Genomic DNA, 21317 nt, shown 5'->3' with positions numbered 1-21317 from the left:
GCTTATTTTCGCCGTGCCACGTTGTGCCACGCAGATGGCACGCTGTGCCACGCAGATGGCACGCTGTGCCACGGTCAAGACTGAGGGTTTTGGGGGCTGGGTTCGTACGAGAATCCTGAATGGCCGTCTTTGCCGTTCGTTGACTAATTGAAGTTTCCACGATCCATCATTTTAGCGATATTCTTTTGGGTGGCGCGGATTGCAGTTTCGATTTCGGCGCTCTGACGGGAAAATCGCGATGTCGGGACCGGTACGGATATCGCGTGAATGTTGCCGGTCCAATCTTCAAAGGCAAAGCCAACCGCGCTGATACCGTCGGTATGATCATCGACGTCGCGGGCAATGCCGTTTTCTGCGACCTCGTTTAACATACGGTCAAATTTAATGACGTCGGGCCGGACGTTCTGCCGAGCCCATTCCTGCGCGGCGAGTTTGTGGGCATCTTCGCGAGGCAGCATCGCGAGACATGCACGGCCATTCGCGGTGGTTGTTACCGGGAAAACATCTCCAACGGAGGAAATTGCGCGCAACCTCTGGGTGCCGGGCACTTGGTCAAGAAAGATCATTTTATTGCCCCGCAGGACAGATAGATCCGCTGTCTCTCCTGTGGCTTGGGAAAGTTCTGACAGGAAAATGCGGCATTGTTCAACGATGTTATAGTGGGTCGCCTCGGCGAGTGCACCCAGTTCCGGCCCGAGTTTGAGGCCACCACCGTTCGCAACTGAAATAATAAACCGTTCTGTTTGTAGCGCCGCAACAATCCGTTGAACGGTGGAGCGGGGAAGGGATGTGGCGGTTGCGATTTGGCCGAGGCTCATGCCATTTGGCTGATCCTTTAGGGCGCGAAGAATCGCTGCTGACCGCGCAATAACCTGAATACCACCCTTAGTTGTTTCAGTGTTCTCTTTCGTCATGATCAGCTCCGGCTCTTTTTTGCTTTCCCGTAACACACTGAATTTTAGACATTGTCAACATATCAAATCGCAATGCAATACAGCAGTATCACGATGCGATTAATTTGTTGACGTCAGGATAGACCATATGCTTTATTTGTAGAGACGGGACTGGGAGGAACCATCCTGACATTCGCAAATCAACAGCGTGGCCAAGGCCGCGAACGGAGGAGTTGTATCCAATGGTCGAAATCCGCGGCATAGAGTTTCAAGCAAATACCGACAACGATATGGGGCTTGAGTTTTATAACCTCAGCCACCGTTTTGGGTTTCAGAACCCGAACTGGCCTTATTTTGAGGATACAAAAATCGAACGTATCCACTACATGGCGAAATCTGGCGTTCTGAGTCAGCGCATTACGACAACTATGCACGCAACGACCCATATTGATGCACCCGCACACGTTGTTCAGGGCACGCCGTTCATCGACGAAGTTCCGCTGCCGCATTTCTTTGGCACTGGGATTGTCGTATCCTTGCCCAAGAAAAAGTGGGAGCCGATCACAGGCGAAGACCTTGAAAAGGCTTGCGGTCACGCGATCCGTAAGGGCGACGTTCTGATCATCAACACCGGCTGGCACAAGCGTTACGAAGACGGTGATTACTTCGCTTATTGTCCCGGCTTCGTGAAGTCGGCGGGCGAATGGATGGTCGAAAAGGGCGTGAAGGTTGTCGGTCACGACACCCAGGCCAACGACCACCCGCTGGCCACCGCGATCGGCCCGCAGCGCAACGGTCCGCTGCTGCCGCACCTGGCCGAAGAGTACAAGGAATGGTCCGGCGGCATCGATTGGAAAGACGCATTCCCCGAGTGGGAGCCAGTGCACAACGTGTTGTTCAAGAACGGTATTCTCGGCATCGAGAACGTTGGCGGCGATCTAGACGCGGTGACCGGCAAGCGCTGTACCTTCGCCTTCTTCCCTTGGAACTGGGACCGTGGTGATGGCTGCATCATTCGCCTCGTGGCGATGATCGACAAGGGCCAAGACTTCCGCATCGACGACGGCGCTGAATTCTAAAAGCAAAACGTGCTGTCCTGTCTGGAGGGATAGGGTAGCACGTCAATCGCACGATTTTCTGGGAGGAGAAGACATGCACCTTAAGCGATTTGCCGACGCACAGCCCTATGTTGCGCCAAACCATTTCGAATGTCATGGGCTACGCTTGCAAGGGTTTGAAGAGGGCGGACCGACCAATCAGTGGGTTGGATTTAGTCAGTTCCTTCCAGGGGGCGGTGCTGGGCCGGATTCAACCCCGTTCGAGAAAGTCTACGTCATGCTGGAAGGTGAGATGACCGTGATTGTTGATGGTGTCGAGACTGTTCTGAAAAAATACGACAGCTGCACCATTCCCTCGGGCGAAGTTCGCAAGATTGAGAACCGCAGCAATGAGACAGCAAAAATGCTGGTCGTCATTCCTTATCCTCCGGAGTCCTGAATATGAACGTAATGCAAAACCCTCTTTCGATGTTTGACGTGAAAGACAAAGTTGCTCTGATCACAGGCGCGTCAGGTGCCTTTGGCATGGTGGCGGCGCGTATTCTGGCAGGGGCTGGAGCGAAACTTGTGCTGGTTGCGGGGAATCAATCTGCATTGGATATGATCGCCGAAGAATGCCGTGGCATGGGCGCGGAAGTGACTGCAATTAATACACGCCCAACAGATGAATCTGTCTGCGCTGACATGGTTGCACAGGCTGTCGCGACATATAATAAACTCGATATCTTGGTGGTCGCGTCTGGCATGAATAAGGTGGCGTTGATTAATGATATGTCGCCAGAAACGTTTCAGTCGGTGATGGATGCCAACGTTACGCAAAGCTGGCTTTTGGCCCGCGCCGCTGCTGCGCAAATGAAGGCGCAGGGTGAGGGCGGCAAGATCGTTCTGGTGTCATCCGCACGTGGCCTTTTGGGGCATCCTGCGGGCTACACTGCCTATTGTGCATCTAAGGCGGCGACCGATGGTTTGACCAAGGCGCTTGGCTGCGAATTAGGGCCAACAGGCATCACGGTAAACGCGATCGCACCAACGGTTTTTCGTTCGCCACTGACTGCGTGGATGTTTGAAGACAACGAAGAGGCCAACGCGGTACGCTCCGGTTTTCTTGCCCGTGTCCCCAAAGGGCGATTGGGCGAACCGGAAGATCTGGCGGGGCCGCTTCTGTTCCTCGCATCAAAAGCATCTGATTTTTACACCGGGCATATTCTGTATGCTGACGGTGGATATACGGCAGGCTGATCGATGAAAAAGAACCGCCAAATCGCAGTTATTGGTGCCGGCCTCATGGGGCACGGCATTGCCCTGACGTTGGCCCGTGCCGGACAATATGTGCTGATCACGGACCCTGTCGAGGACGCACGAGCGAGCGTATCGCGCCGCATTATGGACAGTCTCAAGGGGATGGGTGAGTCCGACGAGAAGATCGCCAAAATCCTTAAGAAAATCGAGATCACGGGGTCGATTGAACGGGCAGTTAAGAACGCTGAAGTCGTATTTGAAGCGGCCCCCGAGAAGCTGGACCTAAAGCGCAAGATTTTTGCTGAAATCGAAGAGCTCGCACCCGAGACTTGTATCCTTGCGTCCAACACATCCGTGATGCCGATTACCAAAATCATGAGCGAGCTGCGCATTAAGGGGCGGGCAATCGGCACCCATTGGTGGAACCCGCCGCATTTGATCCCGTTGGTCGAAGTCGTCAGCACAGAGTGGACCGATGTCGCGGTGGCGGACGATATGATGGCGCTGTTGGAAGACGCGGGAAAGACGCCCGTTCGCGTCAACAAAGACGTGCCGGGGTTTATCGGTAATCGGCTGCAGCATGCCCTTTGGCGCGAGGCAATCAGCCTTGTGGAGAATGGCATTTGTGACGCTGAATCCGTTGATACCGTAATCAAAGCCAGTTTCGGGCGGCGGCTTGCCGTGCTTGGACCATTGGAAAATGCCGATCTGGTTGGCACGGACCTGACCCTCGATATCCACGAGAACGTGCTGTTCGATCTGGAAAGCAGAAAAGGGCCGTCACCGTATCTTGAACAGCTTGTCGAGGAGGGACGGCTGGGCATGAAATCGGGGGAAGGGTTCCGCAAATGGACACCCGAAGAAGCCGACCAAGTACGGGCGCGTGTCGCGCGACATCTGAACCGTCTTGATGGAATTTTATTGGACTGAAACGAACGATAACACGGTTGAACAAACCGACTTAGGGAGGACGACCAGATGACAAAGACAACATGGACACGCCGCAGGTTCCTGTCGGCCAGTGCTGCAACAATTGCTGCACCTGCGATTTTGACAAGCACACGGGCCTATGCCCAGAGTCCGACATTGCGCGTCGGGCATGTTAGCCCACGTACGGGCCCATTGGCCTCATTTGCAGAAGCGGATGATTACGTTCTGGATGCGATTAGCCAAAGGTTTGCTGCCGGAATTGAGAACAACGGTAAGACCTACAACGTTGAAATCATTTCAAAAGACAGCCAATCCAACCCCAACCGCGCCGCCGAGGTTGCGGCAGATTTGATCCTTGGGGATGAGGTCGACATCATCGTTGCCGCGTCTACTCCTGAAACGGTAAACCCCGTATCCGATCAGGCCGAGATCAACGAAGTGCCGTGCATCACCACCGATTGTCCTTGGCAGCCGTATTTCTTTGGTCGCAACGGCGTGCCGGGCGAAGGGTTCCAAAACACCTATCACTTCTTTTGGGGCCTAGAGGACGTCATTGGTGCTTTCCTTGATATGTGGGGCCCGACAGGTGTGTCCAAAACCGTTGGCGGGTTGTTCCCGAATGACGCTGATGGCAACGCATGGGGCGACCCTGAACTTGGCTTGCCAAAACCGTTCGCGGAAGCAGGCTATGATCTGATTGATCCGGGCCGGTATCAGCCACTGTCAGACGATTTCAGCAACCAGATCGCAGCGTTCAAGGCCGCGGGCTGTGAGATCGTCACGGGCAACATGATTCCACCGGATTTCGCGACATTCTGGGCACAGTCTGCCCAACAGGGGTTTGCACCGAAAATCGTCACGATTGGTAAGGCATTGCTTTTCCCGTCCGTGATTGAATCGCTTGGCGATCGTGGTGACGGATTGTCATCCGAGGTTTGGTGGTCACCAAACCACCCGTTTAACTCGTCGTTGACGGGTGCGAGCTCGAAAGAATTGGCAGACGGGTTTACTGCGGCGACAGGCCGCCCTTGGACGCAGCCTATCGGGTTCAAACACGCTTTGTTCGAGGTCGTTGCTGACGTCGTTAAGCGTGCTGAAGATTTGGAAGATCCGGCAGCGATCGTTTCGGCGATTGCATCGACCAATCTCAATACCATCGTTGGTAATGTTGATTGGTCAACCGGCCCGATCAACAACGTCACGAAGACGCCGTTGGTCGCGGGCCAGTGGCAGCGTGATGGCGACGGGATGGACCTCAAAATCGTTGCAAACTCAGCGCATCCCGACATCCCGTTGACCGGCGAACTCAAGCTGCTTTCCTGACAAGAACTCTGGTCGCGCCTACTGGAAGGCGCGACCAATAATAACGCAACAGGAAAACGCAATGACGGCATTTCTTCAACTCGACCAAGTTACCAAATCCTTTGGCGCCGTGACGGTCGCCGACGAGCTAACCTACGGCGTCGAGGCGGGTGAAGCGCTTGGCGTGATCGGGCCAAACGGGGCTGGTAAGACCTCGATGTTCAATCTGATTACGGGCACGTTGCAGCCGAATTCCGGCAAGGTGCATTTCAATGGGCAAGACGTGACCTCGATGAACGCCGCGAAACGATGCCGGTCAGGCATGGCGCGTAGTTTTCAGGTGCCGCAGCCGTTTTCGGGGATGACCGTTTTTGAAAACGCGATGGTTGCCGCCACACAAGCTGCGGGATTGTCAGGCCATGAAGCTGAGAAATTCTGCCTTGAAGTGTTGGAACAAACCGAATTGTTAGACCGTGCAAACACTTTGGCGGGCGGGCTGACCCTATTGGGGCGCAAACGACTCGAATTGACTCGAGCACTCTGCGCAAGACCTAAACTGTTGATGCTGGACGAGATCGCGGGCGGGCTGACAGAGGCTGAATGCGCATCTTTGGTGAAAACCATCAAAGACATTCACGCAAGTGGCGTCACGATCATCTGGATCGAACATGTGGTTCACGCGCTTCTGGCTGTGGTGGACCGATTGATCGTTATCGATTTTGGCAAAAAGATTGCCGAGGGCGAACCTCACGCGATCATGAAAAGCCCCGAAGTGCAGGAAATTTATTTGGGGATAGAAGCCGATGCCTGATCCAATTTTGCACATCTCTGGGCTTGAAGCTCACTACGGAGATTTTCAGGCCCTGTATGGCGTCGATCTGGAGGTCGCCGAGGGCGAGGTTCTGGCGATTATCGGGGCCAATGGCGCAGGCAAGACGACCTTGTTGCGTTCCATTTCGGGGCTGACGCAGAACGACGCAGCAATGGTTGAATATCGTGGCGAGGGGATCGGCGCATTACGTGCTGATGAGGTGGCCAAAAGAGGCGTCGCTTTGGTTCCAGAAGGGCGCCAGCTTTTCCCGTCTCTTTCCGTAGAAGAGAACTTAATCATTGGCGGGCAGATCGGGCGCAAAGGACCGTGGTCTTTGGAAGCGGTTTACAAGCTGTTCCCGATCCTGAAAGAACGCCGCGCGCAGCAATCAACGTCGCTTTCAGGGGGGCAGCAACAGATGGTTGCGATTGGCCGTGCGCTGATGGCGAACCCCGATTTGATCCTGTTTGATGAAATCAGCCTCGGGCTTGCGCCGATCATCATCAAAGACATTTACGCCGCCCTCCCCGGCATCATCGGGGAAGGCATGAGCGCGCTGATCGTGGAGCAAGACATCAGCAAGGCGCTTTCGGTGTCCAGCCGGTTTTACTGTCTTCAAGAGGGTCGCGTATCATTGAACGGCCCGTCTGCAACTGTTGCCCGCGAAGACATTTCGCGCGCTTATTTCGGAGTTGAATAATATGGAATGGGTGAATGCAGTGGTTCAGGGCACTTTGCTCGGCGGGCTATACGCGCTGTTCGCGGCGGGTCTTTCATTGATCTTTGGCGTGATGCGGCTTGTGAACATTGCTCACGGCGACATGATCGTTCTGGGGGCCTATCTGGGTCTGAGCGTGACGGCCATCCTTGGAATTCACCCGCTGATGGCTCTGATCATCGTGGTGCCGTGCATGGCAGTAATCGGGTATGTTTTACAGCGATCCATCCTGAACCAGACGCTCGGCGGAGATCTGTTGCCGCCGCTTTTGGTAACGTTCGGACTATCGGTTATCCTGCAAAACGCGCTTCTTGAAATTTACACCGCTGATCCACAGAAAATGAATGCGGGTTCCTTAGAAACTGCGAGCGTTTCTGTTGGCGGTTTGTCCTTGGGGGTTTTGCCTTTGCTGACGTTTGCCATCGCCGTAGCGGTGATTGCCGCCCTGCAATGGACGTTCTACCGGACCGCCCTAGGACGCGCCTTCCGTGCGACGTCTGACAATCAGGAAATCGCGCAATTGATGGGGCTGAACCGGCGTCACATATTCGGGCTGGCGATGGCTCTCGCGCTCGGCGTCACTGCGATAGCGGGCATCATGTTAGGTATTCGCACCAGTTTTGATCCGTCTATTGGCGGCGGTCGCCTGATCTTCGGGTTCGAGGCTGTGATCATCGGCGGGCTTGGCAATCTTTGGGGAACGCTTGCAGGCGGCGTTATTCTAGGAGTGGCCCAGACGGTGGGTGCCAAGATCGATCCCGGTTGGCAGCTTTTGGCGGGGCATCTTGTGTTCCTTGCGATCCTGGCCGTGCGCCCGAATGGACTTTTCCCGAGGATAAGCGGATGAACCACTCTGATTTTCACGTCACCCGTAGCTCTGCTGCGACCAAGGCCGCAGCCATCATTGCCATCCTTGTGATGATCGTCCTGATCGCCGCCCCTTGGTGGGCAGGCCGTGCGGATATGCGCCTTATGGGCGAGCTGTTTTTGTACCTCGCGCTGGCCAGTCTTTGGAATTTGATGGCGGGCTATGCTGGCCTCGTATCTGTCGGGCAGCAGGCCTACGTTGGGTTCGGCGGCTATATGCTGTTTGCGCTGACCATGTTCGGTGGGATGCATCCCGTCGCCGCGATTGGTGTTGCAGGCGTTCTTGGGGCGATCATTGCGATCCCCGTCGCACTGCTGATTTTCCGACTTCGCGGCGCCTATTTCGCCATTGGCACATGGGTTATCGCAGAGGTGTTCCGCCTGTCCTTTGCCCAAGTCAGTTCACTTGGTGGCGGATCGGGTTCGTCCTTGCCGGTTGGTATCGTGAGGTCGTTGTCAGAGTCGCGCTCGGGGCGTGAATCCCTCAGCTATTGGCTGGCGCTTGGATCCGCCGTGATCGTGATTGCGGCTGTTTATTTGTTCCTGCGGTCTCGCAACGGGTTGGCGCTGACGGCCATTCGCGACAATGAACTGGCCGCCGGATCACTTGGTATCGACATCTGGCGCACCAAATTCATCGTCTACGTCGTGACGGCGGCGCTGACGACGATGATCGGCGCATTGATCTTTTTGCAGAAACTGCGCATCTCGCCGGACGCGGCATTTTCGGTGAACGACTGGACGGCATTCGTCATCTTCATCGTCGTGATTGGCGGCATTGGCACAATCGAGGGGCCGATCATCGGCACGCTGATCTTCTTTGCCCTGCGCGAAACGCTCGCCGATCTGGGTACTATTTACCTGATGGTGCTGGGGGTGGTCGCGATTGTCATCATGCTCAAGGCCCCAAACGGCATCTGGGGGCTCATTCGTGCACGCTTTAATCTGGAACTGTTCCCACTGAGTTTCCGCGTCAAACAATCCAATTCGTCTAAAGGAGCCTAAGCATGGCCAAGAAGCAAAAAACCATCATCACCTGCGCGATCACAGGGGCCATTCACACCCCAACGATGTCTGATGCTCTGCCTTTCACGTATGACGATATTGCCAAGCAGGCGCTAGATGCCGCAGAGGCGGGGGCATCTATCTTGCACCTACACGCACGCGACAATGAAACGGGCGCGCCGTCCGTCGCAATCGACGATTTCGCGCCGTTTCTGCCACGCATCAAACAGGCGACGGATGCAGTTGTGAATATCTCAACGGGCGGATCGTTGACGTTGTCGATTCAGGACCGGATCAATCCTGCGAAAACGTTTTCCCCGGAAATGTGTTCGATGAACATGGGGTCGATGAACTTCTCGTTTCATCCGCTCGCCAACCGTTACAAAGATGAAGATTGGAAGTTTGATTGGGAAAAGGATTACGTTGCCAATTCGGACGGTAATATCTTCCGCAATACCTTTAAAGACATCAAAGAAGCTGCCGAAACTCTAGCCCCCCATGACGTGAAATTTGAACACGAATGCTATGATGTGGGCCACTTGTATAACCTGAAATTTTGTATGGATATCGGCCTTTTCAAAGCGCCTGTCTTTATCCAGTTCATCTTTGGTATTCTGGGCGGGATTGGCCCTGAGATCGACAATCTGATCTTTATGAAACGCACCGCCGATCGTCTGTTTGGCGACGATTACCGCTGGTCGGTTCTGGGCGCGGGTGGATCGCAAATGACGCTGGGCACCACGGCCAGCCAGATGGGTGGCCACGTTCGCGTTGGCCTTGAAGACAGCCTGTTTATCTCACGCGGCAAGCTGGCGCAAAGCAACGCGCAGCAGGTCGCCAAGATCCGCCGTATCGTTGAGGATCTGGGCTGTGAGGTCGCCACTCCGGACGAGGCACGCGAGATTTTGGATCTGAAGGGCGGCGATCGGGTCAATTTTTAGCAAAGGGATCAGCCATGTCAAAAGCTGAAATCCGATGCTGACCAATTTAGGCGGCCTGCACCTGTGGCAGGCTGCTCGCAAAGGGTGCGAGGAAGAACAGGCAGAGGGCGCAACCTTTGGTGGCTACGCTTCCGTTTCCTTACCTGAATTTGCGGCAGCCCATCACCGATGGCCGCGCAAGCATCGACACTTTACGCTACCAAGATCCGCCCGCTGATGACTGATCTGACCTCTGACAAGGATGGCGTTATCATCATACCGGGTTACGGTATGGCCGTGGTACAGGCGCAGCTTCCTCCGTCGACCTTCCTTGTCCTTGCAAAAACTGCAAATTGTCGCAGTTTCAGCACGATATCTTTGGGCTTCACTCGTTTTCCAGCCATCCTGTGGTCCTCCTGAAATCGGGATAAACATATCCCAGTGGGTGAACTACTTTAGAGGGGGCATCCCACGCTTTGTCAGGTGCGGTTGATGAAGCCCGTTGGATTTCGATCCAACGTTGGTCAAAGAATAGTGGGCATATCGGTGTCCCGCCGCTATTGTGCGTAATACTCAATCCTGCCAATCGATACTTGTGAAGGTATCATATCGACCAGAGATGGTGCGACCGATCACAGTCTGTTCGTCAGGTGAACAATATTATCTGTGACAAAGGAGCGATTTCTGACGAATAGCCACAAGGTCGTGCAAATCGCTCCGATCACAATTAATAGGATGCCGTAGTTCGCAATGAGGTCGCCTGAATTGAGCGTTACGATCTGGATGCCGGCTGCCCCCATAAGGGTTGCGCTGAACTGAATGAGGGCTGCCGCCGATCCAGTATCACCCACTTGTTGATCAAGAAGCAAGTTAGCCCCTGGAACGCGCACGATGATCACTGCAACTGTTGTCGTGGCGGCGACTGCGGCAAAAATAAATGGCGATAGGCTTCCAAAGGATAGCATCACTAACCCACCGATAGCCATGATCCCAAAGCACCCCAGAATGATGCTTGGGACCGGAATAACTCGGGAAAGTTTTAGGTAAAGTGCAGGACCAATCATTCCACAGGCCGCGTTGAACGCGAAGATAACACTGAAGGCATGTTCAGACATCCCGAACCTGTCAACATAAACGTAAGGCGAAATTCCGAAGAATGCCATTATGCACATCGGAGCGGCAGCAAAGATCACAAGGAGATAGGCGAACCTTGGATTTATCAAAACGACCGCACGGGTGTAACCTAGACGGACCCGCGGGACACTTGTGGGGTTACTGTAGCTTGTCTCTGAGCGCCTCGTAAGGGGTTTGTCCGTTGTGGGCACCGTGCGGCCTGGCGAAGTTGTAGAACTCTTGTTGATCGGAACGGTGGGATCGCTCGACTTTGCCGTTCAATTGCGGTGTGCCGCGTTTGATGTAGGCGTGCCTGATCCCGAGATCTTCGACATGCCAATGGAACTTGGCCTGAAACTCGTGGCCATTATCCGTGCGCACTTCACGAATGCGAAACGGGAACTTTTCGATGATGTGGTCAATGAAGTCGATGGCGTTTGCCTGCGTATGTTTATCGTAGACCTTGAGGGCGCGAACTCTGGTTGCATCGTCGATCGCGGTGTATTGGAACCTGCTTGTGATATCACTTGGTATGCAGCTTGCGCATTCGTGTGCCTCTGGGCAACCGGTTAAGGCCGTTGCGTCTGAGGATACGGTAGACCCTGGCATCTGAGATTTTGATGCCGTGGTAACGTGCCATATACCAGACGATCCTTATGGGCCCCAAGTGATACTTGCGGCGCAGATACAGAACCTTCTCGACGATTTCAGCAGGTGTTTGATTGGCCGGGTTCTTCGGAATTGATTTGGCATTCTTCAAGCCAGCCTCCCCATGCTTTTGATAGGCATCCCGCCATCTATAAAAGCTGGATCTCCCAACCCCAAAAATACCGGCATGCTTTGCGTACATTGCCGATCTTCTCAGCATGCTGGAGCACTCTCAGCTTGCGTTGAATGTCACGTTCTTCGTTCGTCATAAAAACTTCCTCCACCCAAAATTGGGTAATTTACAGGAAGTGTCCCGAGAGTCCGTACATATTTACAGTGTTCGTGTCTAAACGTGGTCAAGGCACCGGTTACTCCGGTATCGAAAACCCGTTGTTCTACAAAGAAAACACGCGGATGTTTTACGGCGATGCAAAGGCGTCGGTCAGCAACCTATTGAGCAAAATATAGCCTGTATGGGGACGGTGTTTATCAAACAGTGCGAACTTGGGCTTGAACGAGTTTACTAAGGTCGTCGGACTAAATGAGATTATTTTTACATAACATCGATTATACGATAATTTGGCGAGGCTGGGCACATTCTAACGGATCAGTTTCAAGCAGCCTCGTCAGAATAATTAATTTAGCGACATCAATTCGACACTGGCCGCTTTTTATACAAGCGACCATAGACTGGTGACATGGTACGTGCCTTGCCAACTCTGATTGTTATGCATGTGAATGTTGCAAAAAAGCTGTTTTGGGCGGAACTCCGTCAGGACGGTGTCATTTCTTTATCGGGAAGTTCCAGTGGCGCGATCCGCTCCATCAATTGTCCCTTATTGGCGGCGATGTCGGCAATTGTAAGATTATTCAGCACGGCCATGAAGGCTGCTGTTGCCTCCTGCATCTTGCGTGACAGCACACATATACCAATCAATGAACAGGTGTTTTTTTCAGGATTGAAGCATTCGACAACATCCATAGATCCCTCAGTGAGCCGGACGATTTCCCCAACGATAATGTCCTGCGCCGGGCGTGCCAGACGAAAACCGCCCCCCCGACCACGCACTGTCTCAAGATAGCCCGCCTTACCCAATTCATGCACGATCTTCATGATGTGCGGCCGCGATAGGTTGTGAATGCGTGCGACATCATTGATGCGCACAAGCTCGGGCGATTTGAGCGCCGCAAGCTGCAAAGACCGCAGGGCAAAGTTTGTATAGCTCGTCAATTTCATTGGTGCATCCTATTGCCGCAGCAAAAGATATATCAAAAATATTGCTTTAGTAAATCAATATAGTTAAGCCGCCGATGAACGATTTGTTTGTAATGCATGTTAGATTGGGGTGCTGCACATGGGAGGCAGCGCTGAGGTCAACAGATTACTGCACCCTAAACACAAACGTCGGAGACGCCCATGTTTGACAGTTTAAACGCTGAAACCCTCGCGCGGATGCAATTTGCGTTCACGGTGTCGTTTCATATCATTTTCCCGGCATTTTCGATCGGTCTCGCCAGTTATCTGGCCGTATTGAATGCGCTGTGGTTGCGTACCCGCGACGCAACATATCTGACGCTTTTCACCTATTGGAAAAAGATTTTTGCGGTCGCGTTTGGGATGGGCGTCGTATCCGGGATCGTGATGTCGTACCAGTTTGGCACGAATTGGTCTGTGTTCTCGGACAAGACCGGTCCTGTGCTTGGCCCACTCATGGCCTATGAGGTGCTTTCGGCTTTCTTTCTTGAGGCCGGTTTTCTGGGTATCATGCTGTTTGGCCGCGAGCGGGTGGGAGATAAACTGCACATGTTCGCCACAGCAATGGTGGCTTTTGGCACGCTGATGTCGGCCACATGGATTTTGTCCGTGAATTCATGGATGCAGACGCCCACAGGTTACAGCATAAACGCGCTTGGACAGTTTGTGCCAGAAGACTGGTGGGCCATCGTTTTCAATCCATCCTTTCCTTATCGATTGGTTCATATGGTTTTGGCGGCGTATCTTACAACAGCGCTTGTTGTCGGCGGCGTTGGCGGGTTGCATCTTTTGCGTAACCGGACCGATGCGCCCGCGCGCCGAATGTTTTCTATGGCCATGTGGATGCTCATAATCGTTGCCCCGTTGCAAATTTTGGCGGGCGATTTCCATGGTCTCAACACGTTAGAACACCAGCCGGCAAAGGTGATGGCGATGGAAGGGCATTATGACAGTCACCCACACGGCGCGCCATTGATATTATTCGGCATTCCAAACCCGACTGAAAAGCGGATCGACTATGCGATAGAAATTCCTCAGCTTTCCAGTCTTATCCTGAAACACAAATGGGGTGCGCCATTGAATGGCTTGGATACCATTCCAGACGCAGACGAACCGCCAGTCGCTATCGTTTTTTGGAGCTTTCGCGTGATGGTTGGTCTTGGAATGGCGATGCTGGGCTTTGGGGTATGGGCCGCTTGGCGGCGTTACCGTGGTCGTTTGTATGACACGCCCATGCTGCACCGCGCCGCAATTGTGATGGGGCCAATGGGTTTCGTTGCGGTGTTAGCGGGCTGGGTGACAACCGAGGTCGGGCGTCAGCCTTTCACCGTATATGGGGTGCTGCGGACCAGCGACAGCCTTGCGCCAGTTGCTGCACCGGCGGTGGCGGCGTCTTTGCTTGCTTTTATTGTGGTGTATTTCTTTGTCTTCGGCGCGGGCACATTTTACCTCTTGCGGATGATGAATAAACCCGCCGCGACACCGCATCTGGGCCTCAAAGACGGACCGATCCGCACGGCAGGCAGCACACAAATCACCCAAAAACATCCAGACGCACATCCAAGTGAATAAGGTATTTTGCTATGTTTGAACTTTCCTTTATCTGGGCCGGCATTATCGCCTTTGCTGTCTTGACCTACGTGATCCTTGATGGATTTGATTTAGGTGTTGGTATCTTGTTTCCTTTCGCGGATGACGAGCGGGAAAAGGCGACGATGATGAATTCCATTGCCCCGATTTGGGACGGCAATGAGACATGGTTGGTGCTTGGCGGCGGCGGGCTGTTTGCGGTGTTTCCGCTAGCCTATGCAGTTGTGATGCCAGCGCTTTACATGCCTATCATCTTGATGCTTTTGGCTTTGATTTTTCGCGGGGTTGCCTTTGAATACCGCTGGCGGACCAAACGCTGGAAACCGGTTTGGGACGTGGCATTCTTTGGCGGCTCAGTCGTGGCCGCATTCATGCAGGGCATCGCCCTTGGTGCCTTGGTACAGGGTATCGAATACAAAGACCGCGCTTACGCTGGCGGCTGGTGGGACTGGCTGAGCGGGTTTTCTGTCTTAACAGGTTTGGCCGTTGTGATCGGCTACGCTTTGCTCGGATCAACGTGGATTATCCTCAAAACCGAGGGCGGGCTGCAACGCAAAATGCAGGGGTATGCACGATGGCTTGCCGTGGCGACATTAGGGTTTATTGGTCTTGCCAGTCTGCTGACGCCGTTTCAGGATCCGATCTACTTTCACCGTTGGTTCAATCTGCCCGGTAGTATCCTAAGTGTTCTGATGCCAAGCGCGGTACTTGTAACAGCATGGGCATTCTTCTCGGGACTAAAAGCGGATAAAGATGCGCAACCGTTCTTTGCTGCACTGGTTTTGTTTGTTTTGTGCTTTATTGGAATCGGGATCAGTTTCTATCCCAACATCGTGCCGCCGAGTCTGACGATCAAAGAAGCTGCCGCACCAGAGTCCAGTCTGTTGTTTGCGCTTGTCGGTACGGTGGTTCTTGTGCCTATGATCCTTGCCTATACAGCATATGCATACTGGGTCTTTCGCGGGAAAATCGATCCTGATGAGGGCTATCACTGATGCTGTCGAAAACCGTTAAGCGTGTTGGCTGGTTTATTGGTCTCTGGATTATCAGTGTTCTGATTTTAGCCGTTATCGCATTCGCGATACGACTTGCGATTGGCGCTTGAATTAAGGCGCGTGAAAATACCAACATCGATATTCCTTTTTGACATTGAGGGAATCCTTCTTTATCAAATATTGTATCCAAGCGGATACAATATGGGAATCCAAGATGCCAAAGTCAAACTCAACAGACATGTCGCAAGGCGGTATCGCTTATGCACGGTTGCTTGATGCGATCAGATCTGGGGTCTTCCAACCTCATGATCGCCTACGTGAAGAAGATGTGGCGGCCCGTTTGTCCCTATCGCGTACCCCAGTCCGCGAAGCCCTGCGCAAGCTGGAAGCCGACGGAATTGTTGAGCATCGTCCACGTTTAGGGGCTGTGGTGCGTGCCTTGAGCCGTACAGAGGTGGTCGAACTGTATGAAATGCGATTGGTGCTGGAACGCACAGCAGCAGAAATGGCAGCCAAACATGCTATCGCCGCGGAAATAGATGAACTTGAAGACCTGAATGCAGAAATCGCAAAGACACTGAATGCGCCTGCACAGGCGGCGTCGATCAATCAACAGTTCCACCGTTGCATTTATCTGGCGACGCGCAACCGTTTTTTACTTGAATCAGCCCGCGCGTTGAACAATGCCTTGATGTTGCTCGGGCCCACGACCCTCGCGGATGAGGCGCGAATTTCAACGGTATGCAGACAGCACCAAGACATCATAGACGCGATCCGCAATGGCGATGTCGAAGCCGCAGGCGCGAGTGCTGAAGCACATCTGCAAACCTCGCTGCGTCATCGTCTTGAGGTCATGCGCGGATGAAACATCTTTTTGTAACATATATAATTGCTGCTGTTGGCGTTGGTGTCTTTCACCTGCTGGATTTGCCTTTGCCATGGCTGATTGGCCCAATCGTCGCGTGTTTGATTGCCGCTTTGGCAGGGGTGCCCATGAAGGGCAACAAATTGGTGAATGATGCGATGCGTTCCATCCTTGGGGTGGCTGTTGGGGCGACCTTCACAATGACGATTTTGGCTTCCATGATTTCGATGTGGCCAACCTTGTTGATGATCCCTGTTATGGTTGCGGCCATCGGGCTGATTGGTATTCCCTATTTTCAACGGATCTGGGGGTTTGATTTTGCCACCAGTTATTACTGCGCGATGCCCGGAGGCTTGCAAGACATGTTGGCGTTTGGCGAAGAAGCAGGCGGGGACGTGCGCGCGCTGTCATTGGTTCATGCCACTCGGGTTATGGTCGTCGTCGTGGCACTTCCGTTTATTTTGCAAGGCTATTGGGATGTCGATTTGTCGAGCCCTCCCGGTGAGCCCGCTTCGTCTATCGCGCCATCGCAATTGATCATTATGGTGCTTTGCGGCCTCATCGGATGGCGCGTGGCCAAGGCTCTTGGGATGTTCGGATCCTCCATTTTAGGACCGCTGATCCTTGCTGCTATTTTGGCCTTGCTCGGGATTTTGCATCATCGCCCACCTGCCGAAGCGATCTGGATGGCACAGTTTTTCATCGGTATGACTGTCGGTGCCAAATATGCTGGGGTCACGATGCCAGAGGTGCGCAAAGACGTGAGCGCCGCCCTTGGGTTCTGTGTGATCCTAATTGTAATGACTGTCATCTTTGCAGAGATCATTCATCTGGCAGGTCTCGCGCCTCCTATGGAAACGCTTTTGGCCTTCGCCCCCGGCGGTCAGGCTGAGATGACAGTGCTCGCGCTGGTTGTTGGGGCTGATATGGCCTTTGTTATCGCCCATCATGTTCTGCGTATTTTTGTTGTGATCCTTGGGGCACCGATTGCCGCTAAGATTTTGAATCCCAGACAACAGGGTTGATCATATGGATCGGATCACCTGCAGCATAGGCGTTGATTTGGTCAAAAATATCACTGAATTGCAGATCAAACTCATCCTCGGTTACATAACCAATATGCGGCGTGGCCAAAACATTGGGATGCGTGGCCAGAATATGATGCCTGTCGCGCATCGGTTCGTCATCAAAGACGTCAACCGCGGCAAACAGGCGTCCTTTCATGATCTCGGCCTCGAGCGCGCCTTTGGCAACCAATCCAGACCGTGATGTGTTTACGAACAACGCGCGAGGGGCCATCGCGGCCAGATCAGCACCCGTGATGATGCCTTTGGTTTGGGGCTTCAGGCGGACATGAAGGCTGACGATGTCAGATGTGGCAAAGAATGCGTCCCGGCTAGATGCAACCTGTTGCCCATCTGCAATCGCGCGGGCGCGTCCGGCCTCGGACCCCCACCACTGTACAGTCAGACCCAAGGCTTTTGCATATTCGGCAAGGGCGCCGGCGATCCGCCCATATCCGTAAAGGCCCAAAGTGCGCCCTCGCAACGTGCGCCCGACCCCCATTTGCCAAGTGCCGTCTTTCAGCGATTTGGCTTGCTGGGGAATCTGGCGATAGCTGGCAAGGATCAGTGCAAGCGTCATTTCTGCTGCTGCATAAGAGGGCGTATCGCTGTGCATATTTGAACTCAACAGCACATTATTTGCAGTGCAGCTTTCCACATCCACATGTGGGTAGACAGAGCGTTGGCTGATGAGTTTTAGATTTGGCAGGCGCGTCAAAAGGTCTGCACCAATTTTGGTGCGTTCACGAAACAGCACAAGGCAATCTGCATCCGCGACCCGCGCCGCCAATTTTGCGGGATCGGATTCATGGTCGTTCCAGACCTTGACCTCATGATCTTGCAATTTGGCAAAACACGGCAAGCTTTGCAGGGTGTCAAACCAGTCATCCAGTATATGAATTTTCATTCTGTGCACTCCAAATTTCGCGTGGCACCATGACGTCGCCACATGCCAAAAGCCGTGCGGTCCGCACAAGCCCTGCGGATTTCAACACGATGCCACCGGCGTTGATTTCGTAGTCGACCAACACGTCAATTAAACCAGAGGCATGCTCAAGCGTGATTTTGGCAGGATTTTCGTTCGGTAAATGCGCCAAACCTGACGCAACACTTTCAGGAGTCAAAACGCAAGACGCAAGGCATTGAGCCCCCGTGACAGCCATCGTTGGATGCGCAGTCCATGGCATGAAATAACGCGCGGCAACGGTGCCGCCGTCTCGCGCAGGTGCCAATAGGCCGAATTTCGGCGTCACAGATGATGCGACATCGGTGATCCCCATCGCTTCGCCTGCCTGAATACGCACGGCCTCCATTGCAGCAAAGAAATCACGGTTTTCGTTCAACTCAGCTGCTGTTTCATAGCCCGTCAGCCCAAAGGCATCTGCACGCGCGATGACCATCGGCATGGCAACATCCATACAAGTCACTTCGATCCCGTTAAAGGTGTCGCGCAGATTTCCCGTGGGTAAAAATGCCCCCGTTGCGCCTCCCACGGTATCCATGAATTGCAATTGCACCGGTGCGGCGGTGCCCGGCACGCCGTCGATGGCGGTCGCGCCAACATAGGCCACGCCATCCGGTCCGGTTTGAACCGTTGCAATGACCCGTGCGCCTGTGTTCACGGCCAAGATTTTGATCGTCGTGGTCGCACCTGTTGCGGGCATAAGCCCCATTTCAATCGCAGCGGGACCAACCCCAGACAAGATATTGCCGCAGGTCGGTTTGAAATCAACCTGTTTGTCCTCGACGCTAACTTGCGCGAAAAAATAGTCGATATCCGCCCAGTCGTCTTGTGATTGCGACAGCATTGCCACTTTGGTGGTGACGGCATTGCCGCCACCTATACCATCGATGTTAAGCGCATGGCCCGAGCCCACAGCCGCGATAAGCACTTGCGCCAGTGTTTCACGATCTTGGGGCAAATCGGCACGGTTAAAGTAAGGACCTCGCGAGGTGCCCCCACGCATGAACAAAAACGGGATTTTTGTTTGAGTCATGACAGTGGCCAAGGCAAGCGGACGAATTCTTGCAACAACCCCGGAGGGAAATCACGGTTCAATGTTGCCGCCATTGCGCAGATGAACGCGATGCCTGAGGCAGCATAAAGTCCTGCGTACACCCAACTTTTTTCAGCTCTGTAGCGGATGAAGGTCACCAGAAAGACTGCCAAAGCGATGATAAATCCGAACACTGCGGTTCCTGCCAAAAGGGCAGCGAACCAAGCAAGTGTTGACCAAAGCCCGTGCGTATTTATTTCTGCGTCTTGTGCTTCTCGATCCGCGAAAAGTGCGTTGGTGTCAGGTGAATACCGCATTTGCACAAGTAAAATCGCCAAACATATCAACGTAACAGTTGCCACAAAAACTGGGAACACACGGTCCATGCGGGCGTAATCCGGGATCAGGGACGCATTAAAATAGGCCAGTGCAACATAGGCCGTAATGGCGAGTAAAAAGATCAAAGGCGCGCGCTTTTTGCCGTCTTTAACATCACCTTCAGCCAAAATTGATTTGGCATTTTTTATGCCAACAACAACAGAAATAACGGTGATGATGATCAGAATAATAACAATAGGGCTGAACACATAATCGATACCCTCTTCAAAGCTACGCCGGAAACGGGATGCCGCGATCTGATAGGCTTGATTGGTGTAACGTTCGGCAGGAGAGGCCAAAACGAACCCGATCAAGAATGCGGGCCGTGACCAATCAAAGCGGCGCAACAAAATACCCAACAAACCGATACCGAACAGAGCCACCAAATCCATGATAGATTGGCGTGACTGAAAGGCCGCGAAAGCGATGATCATGAACAAAAAGGGTGCCAAAAGGGCGAAGCGGATGTTGGTCAGTCTAGCGATAGGACCAGAGGCCGCGATGCAAACAAGGGTGCCAACAACATTCGCTAAAGCCAAGAGCCATACGATTGAGTAGGTGATATCAAGATTGTTCTTGAGCATCGAGGGGCCAACCTCGATATTTCCGCTGCCCAGTAAGGCAATGCCGGAAATAAAGATGGCCATTGACCCAGACCCTGGAATGCCGAACAAAAGCGTGGGCACCAGACCGCCACCCTCTTTGGCGTTGTTCGAACTCTCAGGCCCAATCACTCCACGCACGTCGCCTGACCCGAATTGCGATTTGTCTTTGGCCGTTTGAATCGTATGACCATAAGCGATCCAATCGACAACGGAACCGCCAAGTCCGGGGATGACGCCAACAGTGACACCAATCAACGAACAGCGGACTGAAAGCCAGATATTGGCCCACCAATCCTTTACGCCGTCAAGCCACCCCCCGCCAATCGCCGCGCGATCCGAGATGGCTTTGTCTTGACGCAACAGTGCCACGATTTCAGGTATAGCAAAAATGCTGAGTCCAACGATCACCAGCTTAAGGCCATCCATCAGGTAGGGCGTGTCAAAGGTCGACATGCGCAGCGCACCCGCACTGGACCCCTGCCCAATTGTGCCGATCAACACGCCAAGCCCTGCCGCAGCAATGCCTTTCACGGCAACGCGTCCAGCAAGAATTCCGACCATAGAAAGCCCGAAGATCGTGATCATCAACAATTCAGGGGTTTGGAACATCAACACGATGGGCCGCGCGATCAGAATAAAGACCGACAAGAATGCAGCGCCTAAAAGCCCCCCGAACAACGAGGAGGAGAAGGCTGCAGACAAAGCCCGGGCAGCTTGGCCTTTTTTGGCCATCGGAAACCCGTCCAAAACCGTTGCCTGTGAGGCTGAAGACCCAGGGATGCCCATCAAAACAGATGAGAACGTATCCGAGGTTGGAACGACCGCGACCATCCCAACCATTAAAGCCAAGCCGGTCAAAGGCTCCATTCCAAACATAAAGGGTAGCAAAAGTGACAGGCCAGCGATACCGCCCAATCCTGGGAACACGCCGATGCACAGCCCCATAAGCACACCAAGAACCAAATAGCCCAAGACATGTGGTTGTAAAATCATGGCAAAAGCATCGCCAAGCGCAGGAAGCGCTGTCGCTAGAACATCCATCTGAAGTCCCCAAATTTGAGATT

21 protein-coding genes and 2 pseudogenes are annotated in these 21317 nt (G+C 53.5%); 16 read left to right on the top strand and 7 right to left on the bottom strand.

Features of this window, described 5'->3' with window-relative positions; translation table 11 throughout:
- Positions 1-143: 143 nt before the first annotated feature.
- On the bottom strand, positions 144-914 hold the full coding sequence (locus KO497_RS02285) for an IclR family transcriptional regulator (RefSeq protein ID WP_215942347.1): 771 nt from the start codon (positions 912-914) through the stop codon (positions 144-146).
- Positions 915-1135: 221 nt separating this feature from the next.
- Between KO497_RS02285 and KO497_RS02280 the strand changes: the two genes are divergently transcribed.
- The 10 genes from KO497_RS02280 to KO497_RS02235 all read left to right on the top strand — a co-directional run bounded on the left by KO497_RS02280 (position 1136) and on the right by KO497_RS02235 (position 9764).
- On the top strand, positions 1136-1972 hold the full coding sequence (locus tag KO497_RS02280) for a cyclase family protein (RefSeq protein ID WP_215942346.1): 837 nt from the start codon (positions 1136-1138) through the stop codon (positions 1970-1972).
- A 73-nt stretch (positions 1973-2045) separates the two neighbouring features.
- Positions 2046-2390, top strand: coding sequence for a cupin domain-containing protein (locus tag KO497_RS02275; protein ID WP_215942345.1), 345 nt, complete (start codon positions 2046-2048; stop codon positions 2388-2390).
- 2 nt (positions 2391-2392) lie between these two features.
- On the top strand, positions 2393-3190 hold the full coding sequence (locus KO497_RS02270) for an SDR family NAD(P)-dependent oxidoreductase (protein ID WP_215942344.1): 798 nt from the start codon (positions 2393-2395) through the stop codon (positions 3188-3190).
- Positions 3191-3193: 3 nt separating this feature from the next.
- Positions 3194-4120, top strand: a complete 927-nt coding sequence (locus tag KO497_RS02265) for a 3-hydroxyacyl-CoA dehydrogenase family protein (protein WP_215942343.1) — start codon at positions 3194-3196, stop codon at positions 4118-4120.
- Positions 4121-4168: 48 nt separating this feature from the next.
- On the top strand, positions 4169-5443 hold the full coding sequence (locus KO497_RS02260) for an ABC transporter substrate-binding protein (protein WP_215942342.1): 1275 nt from the start codon (positions 4169-4171) through the stop codon (positions 5441-5443).
- A gap of 61 nt (positions 5444-5504) precedes the next feature.
- Positions 5505-6233, top strand: a complete 729-nt coding sequence (locus KO497_RS02255; RefSeq protein ID WP_215942341.1) for an ABC transporter ATP-binding protein — start codon at positions 5505-5507, stop codon at positions 6231-6233.
- Positions 6226-6933, top strand: a complete 708-nt coding sequence (locus KO497_RS02250) for an ABC transporter ATP-binding protein (RefSeq protein ID WP_215942340.1) — start codon at positions 6226-6228, stop codon at positions 6931-6933. The genes KO497_RS02255 and KO497_RS02250 overlap by 8 nt, the downstream gene beginning before the upstream one ends.
- A gap of 1 nt (position 6934) precedes the next feature.
- Positions 6935-7798, top strand: coding sequence for a branched-chain amino acid ABC transporter permease (locus KO497_RS02245; protein ID WP_215942339.1), 864 nt, complete (start codon positions 6935-6937; stop codon positions 7796-7798).
- Positions 7795-8823, top strand: a complete 1029-nt coding sequence (locus KO497_RS02240) for a branched-chain amino acid ABC transporter permease (protein ID WP_215942338.1) — start codon at positions 7795-7797, stop codon at positions 8821-8823. The genes KO497_RS02245 and KO497_RS02240 overlap by 4 nt, the downstream gene beginning before the upstream one ends.
- Positions 8824-8825: 2 nt before the next feature.
- Positions 8826-9764, top strand: a complete 939-nt coding sequence (locus tag KO497_RS02235; RefSeq protein WP_215942337.1) for a 3-keto-5-aminohexanoate cleavage protein — start codon at positions 8826-8828, stop codon at positions 9762-9764.
- A 611-nt stretch (positions 9765-10375) separates the two neighbouring features.
- Here the strand turns inward: KO497_RS02235 and KO497_RS02230 are convergent.
- Both KO497_RS02230 and KO497_RS02225 read right to left on the bottom strand, forming a co-directional pair.
- Positions 10376-11068 (bottom strand): MFS transporter, encoded by a 693-nt coding sequence (locus KO497_RS02230; RefSeq protein ID WP_354668076.1) that lies wholly within the window; start codon positions 11066-11068, stop codon positions 10376-10378.
- Positions 11016-11773: pseudogene (locus KO497_RS02225) on the bottom strand (helix-turn-helix domain-containing protein). Before KO497_RS02225 ends, KO497_RS02230 begins: the two are co-directional and overlap by 53 nt.
- 67 nt (positions 11774-11840) lie before the next feature.
- On the opposite strand from KO497_RS02225, the pseudogene KO497_RS02220 reads away from it, so the two are divergent.
- A pseudogene (locus KO497_RS02220) lies at positions 11841-11972 on the top strand (NAD(P)(+) transhydrogenase (Re/Si-specific) subunit beta); the annotation flags it as partial.
- Positions 11973-12276: 304 nt separating this feature from the next.
- Here the strand turns inward: KO497_RS02220 and KO497_RS02215 are convergent.
- Positions 12277-12741 (bottom strand): RrF2 family transcriptional regulator, encoded by a 465-nt coding sequence (locus tag KO497_RS02215; protein WP_215942335.1) that lies wholly within the window; start codon positions 12739-12741, stop codon positions 12277-12279.
- A 180-nt stretch (positions 12742-12921) separates the two neighbouring features.
- On the opposite strand from KO497_RS02215, the gene KO497_RS02210 reads away from it, so the two are divergent.
- The 5 genes from KO497_RS02210 to KO497_RS02190 all read left to right on the top strand — a co-directional run bounded on the left by KO497_RS02210 (position 12922) and on the right by KO497_RS02190 (position 17234).
- The gene (locus tag KO497_RS02210) at positions 12922-14331 is read left to right on the top strand and encodes a cytochrome ubiquinol oxidase subunit I (RefSeq protein ID WP_215942334.1); all 1410 of its coding nucleotides are present in this window, start codon (positions 12922-12924) and stop codon (positions 14329-14331) included.
- 11 nt (positions 14332-14342) lie between these two features.
- Positions 14343-15344, top strand: a complete 1002-nt coding sequence (gene cydB, locus KO497_RS02205) for a cytochrome d ubiquinol oxidase subunit II (RefSeq protein ID WP_215942333.1) — start codon at positions 14343-14345, stop codon at positions 15342-15344.
- Entirely contained in the window at positions 15344-15454 is a 111-nt protein-coding gene (locus KO497_RS19355; RefSeq protein ID WP_215942332.1) for a DUF2474 family protein, read from the top strand. Before cydB ends, KO497_RS19355 begins: the two co-directional genes overlap by 1 nt.
- A gap of 104 nt (positions 15455-15558) precedes the next feature.
- On the top strand, positions 15559-16209 hold the full coding sequence (locus KO497_RS02195) for a GntR family transcriptional regulator (RefSeq protein ID WP_215942331.1): 651 nt from the start codon (positions 15559-15561) through the stop codon (positions 16207-16209).
- Complete coding sequence (locus KO497_RS02190; RefSeq protein WP_215942330.1) at positions 16206-17234, top strand: AbrB family transcriptional regulator; 1029 nt, start codon at positions 16206-16208, stop codon at positions 17232-17234. The genes KO497_RS02195 and KO497_RS02190 overlap by 4 nt, the downstream gene beginning before the upstream one ends.
- On the opposite strand, the gene KO497_RS02185 is transcribed toward KO497_RS02190, so the two are convergent.
- The 3 genes from KO497_RS02185 to KO497_RS02175 are packed head-to-tail and all read right to left on the bottom strand — an operon-like array spanning position 17203 to position 21294.
- Complete coding sequence (locus KO497_RS02185) at positions 17203-18180, bottom strand: D-2-hydroxyacid dehydrogenase family protein (RefSeq protein ID WP_215942329.1); 978 nt, start codon at positions 18178-18180, stop codon at positions 17203-17205. The genes KO497_RS02190 and KO497_RS02185 overlap by 32 nt on opposite strands.
- Complete coding sequence (locus KO497_RS02180; protein ID WP_215942328.1) at positions 18158-19270, bottom strand: 4-oxalomesaconate tautomerase; 1113 nt, start codon at positions 19268-19270, stop codon at positions 18158-18160. Before KO497_RS02180 ends, KO497_RS02185 begins: the two co-directional genes overlap by 23 nt.
- Positions 19267-21294: a tripartite tricarboxylate transporter permease gene (locus tag KO497_RS02175; protein WP_215942327.1), complete on the bottom strand. Its 2028-nt coding sequence runs from the start codon at positions 21292-21294 to the stop codon at positions 19267-19269. Before KO497_RS02175 ends, KO497_RS02180 begins: the two co-directional genes overlap by 4 nt.
- Positions 21295-21317: the final 23 nt, after the last annotated feature.

It is taken from the genome of Pacificibacter marinus (genome assembly GCF_018860665.1).
GTDB classification, from domain to species: domain Bacteria; phylum Pseudomonadota; class Alphaproteobacteria; order Rhodobacterales; family Rhodobacteraceae; genus Celeribacter; species Celeribacter marinus_A.
Note: the sequence above shows the minus strand (reverse complement) of the source record. Positions and strands in the feature narration are given on the sequence as shown.

What these genes read in the sequence shown, in the direction of transcription:
- KO497_RS02195 (WP_215942331.1), top strand. Translation starts at nt 15,559, where the DNA reads ATGCCAAAGTCAAACTCAACAGACATGTCGCAAGGCGGTATCGCTTAT.
- KO497_RS02285 (WP_215942347.1), bottom strand. Translation starts at nt 914, where the DNA reads ATGACGAAAGAGAACACTGAAACAACTAAGGGTGGTATTCAGGTTATT.
- KO497_RS02190 (WP_215942330.1), top strand. Translation starts at nt 16,206, where the DNA reads ATGAAACATCTTTTTGTAACATATATAATTGCTGCTGTTGGCGTTGGT.
- KO497_RS02270 (WP_215942344.1), top strand. Translation starts at nt 2,393, where the DNA reads ATGAACGTAATGCAAAACCCTCTTTCGATGTTTGACGTGAAAGACAAA.
- KO497_RS02245 (WP_215942339.1), top strand. Translation starts at nt 6,935, where the DNA reads ATGGAATGGGTGAATGCAGTGGTTCAGGGCACTTTGCTCGGCGGGCTA.
- KO497_RS02260 (WP_215942342.1), top strand. Translation starts at nt 4,169, where the DNA reads ATGACAAAGACAACATGGACACGCCGCAGGTTCCTGTCGGCCAGTGCT.
- KO497_RS02210 (WP_215942334.1), top strand. Translation starts at nt 12,922, where the DNA reads ATGTTTGACAGTTTAAACGCTGAAACCCTCGCGCGGATGCAATTTGCG.
- KO497_RS02215 (WP_215942335.1), bottom strand. Translation starts at nt 12,741, where the DNA reads ATGAAATTGACGAGCTATACAAACTTTGCCCTGCGGTCTTTGCAGCTT.
- KO497_RS02175 (WP_215942327.1), bottom strand. Translation starts at nt 21,294, where the DNA reads ATGGATGTTCTAGCGACAGCGCTTCCTGCGCTTGGCGATGCTTTTGCC.
- KO497_RS19355 (WP_215942332.1), top strand. Translation starts at nt 15,344, where the DNA reads ATGCTGTCGAAAACCGTTAAGCGTGTTGGCTGGTTTATTGGTCTCTGG.
- KO497_RS02185 (WP_215942329.1), bottom strand. Translation starts at nt 18,180, where the DNA reads ATGAAAATTCATATACTGGATGACTGGTTTGACACCCTGCAAAGCTTG.
- cydB (WP_215942333.1), top strand. Translation starts at nt 14,343, where the DNA reads ATGTTTGAACTTTCCTTTATCTGGGCCGGCATTATCGCCTTTGCTGTC.
- KO497_RS02265 (WP_215942343.1), top strand. Translation starts at nt 3,194, where the DNA reads ATGAAAAAGAACCGCCAAATCGCAGTTATTGGTGCCGGCCTCATGGGG.
- KO497_RS02250 (WP_215942340.1), top strand. Translation starts at nt 6,226, where the DNA reads ATGCCTGATCCAATTTTGCACATCTCTGGGCTTGAAGCTCACTACGGA.
- KO497_RS02275 (WP_215942345.1), top strand. Translation starts at nt 2,046, where the DNA reads ATGCACCTTAAGCGATTTGCCGACGCACAGCCCTATGTTGCGCCAAAC.
- KO497_RS02240 (WP_215942338.1), top strand. Translation starts at nt 7,795, where the DNA reads ATGAACCACTCTGATTTTCACGTCACCCGTAGCTCTGCTGCGACCAAG.
- KO497_RS02255 (WP_215942341.1), top strand. Translation starts at nt 5,505, where the DNA reads ATGACGGCATTTCTTCAACTCGACCAAGTTACCAAATCCTTTGGCGCC.
- KO497_RS02235 (WP_215942337.1), top strand. Translation starts at nt 8,826, where the DNA reads ATGGCCAAGAAGCAAAAAACCATCATCACCTGCGCGATCACAGGGGCC.
- KO497_RS02280 (WP_215942346.1), top strand. Translation starts at nt 1,136, where the DNA reads ATGGTCGAAATCCGCGGCATAGAGTTTCAAGCAAATACCGACAACGAT.
- KO497_RS02180 (WP_215942328.1), bottom strand. Translation starts at nt 19,270, where the DNA reads ATGACTCAAACAAAAATCCCGTTTTTGTTCATGCGTGGGGGCACCTCG.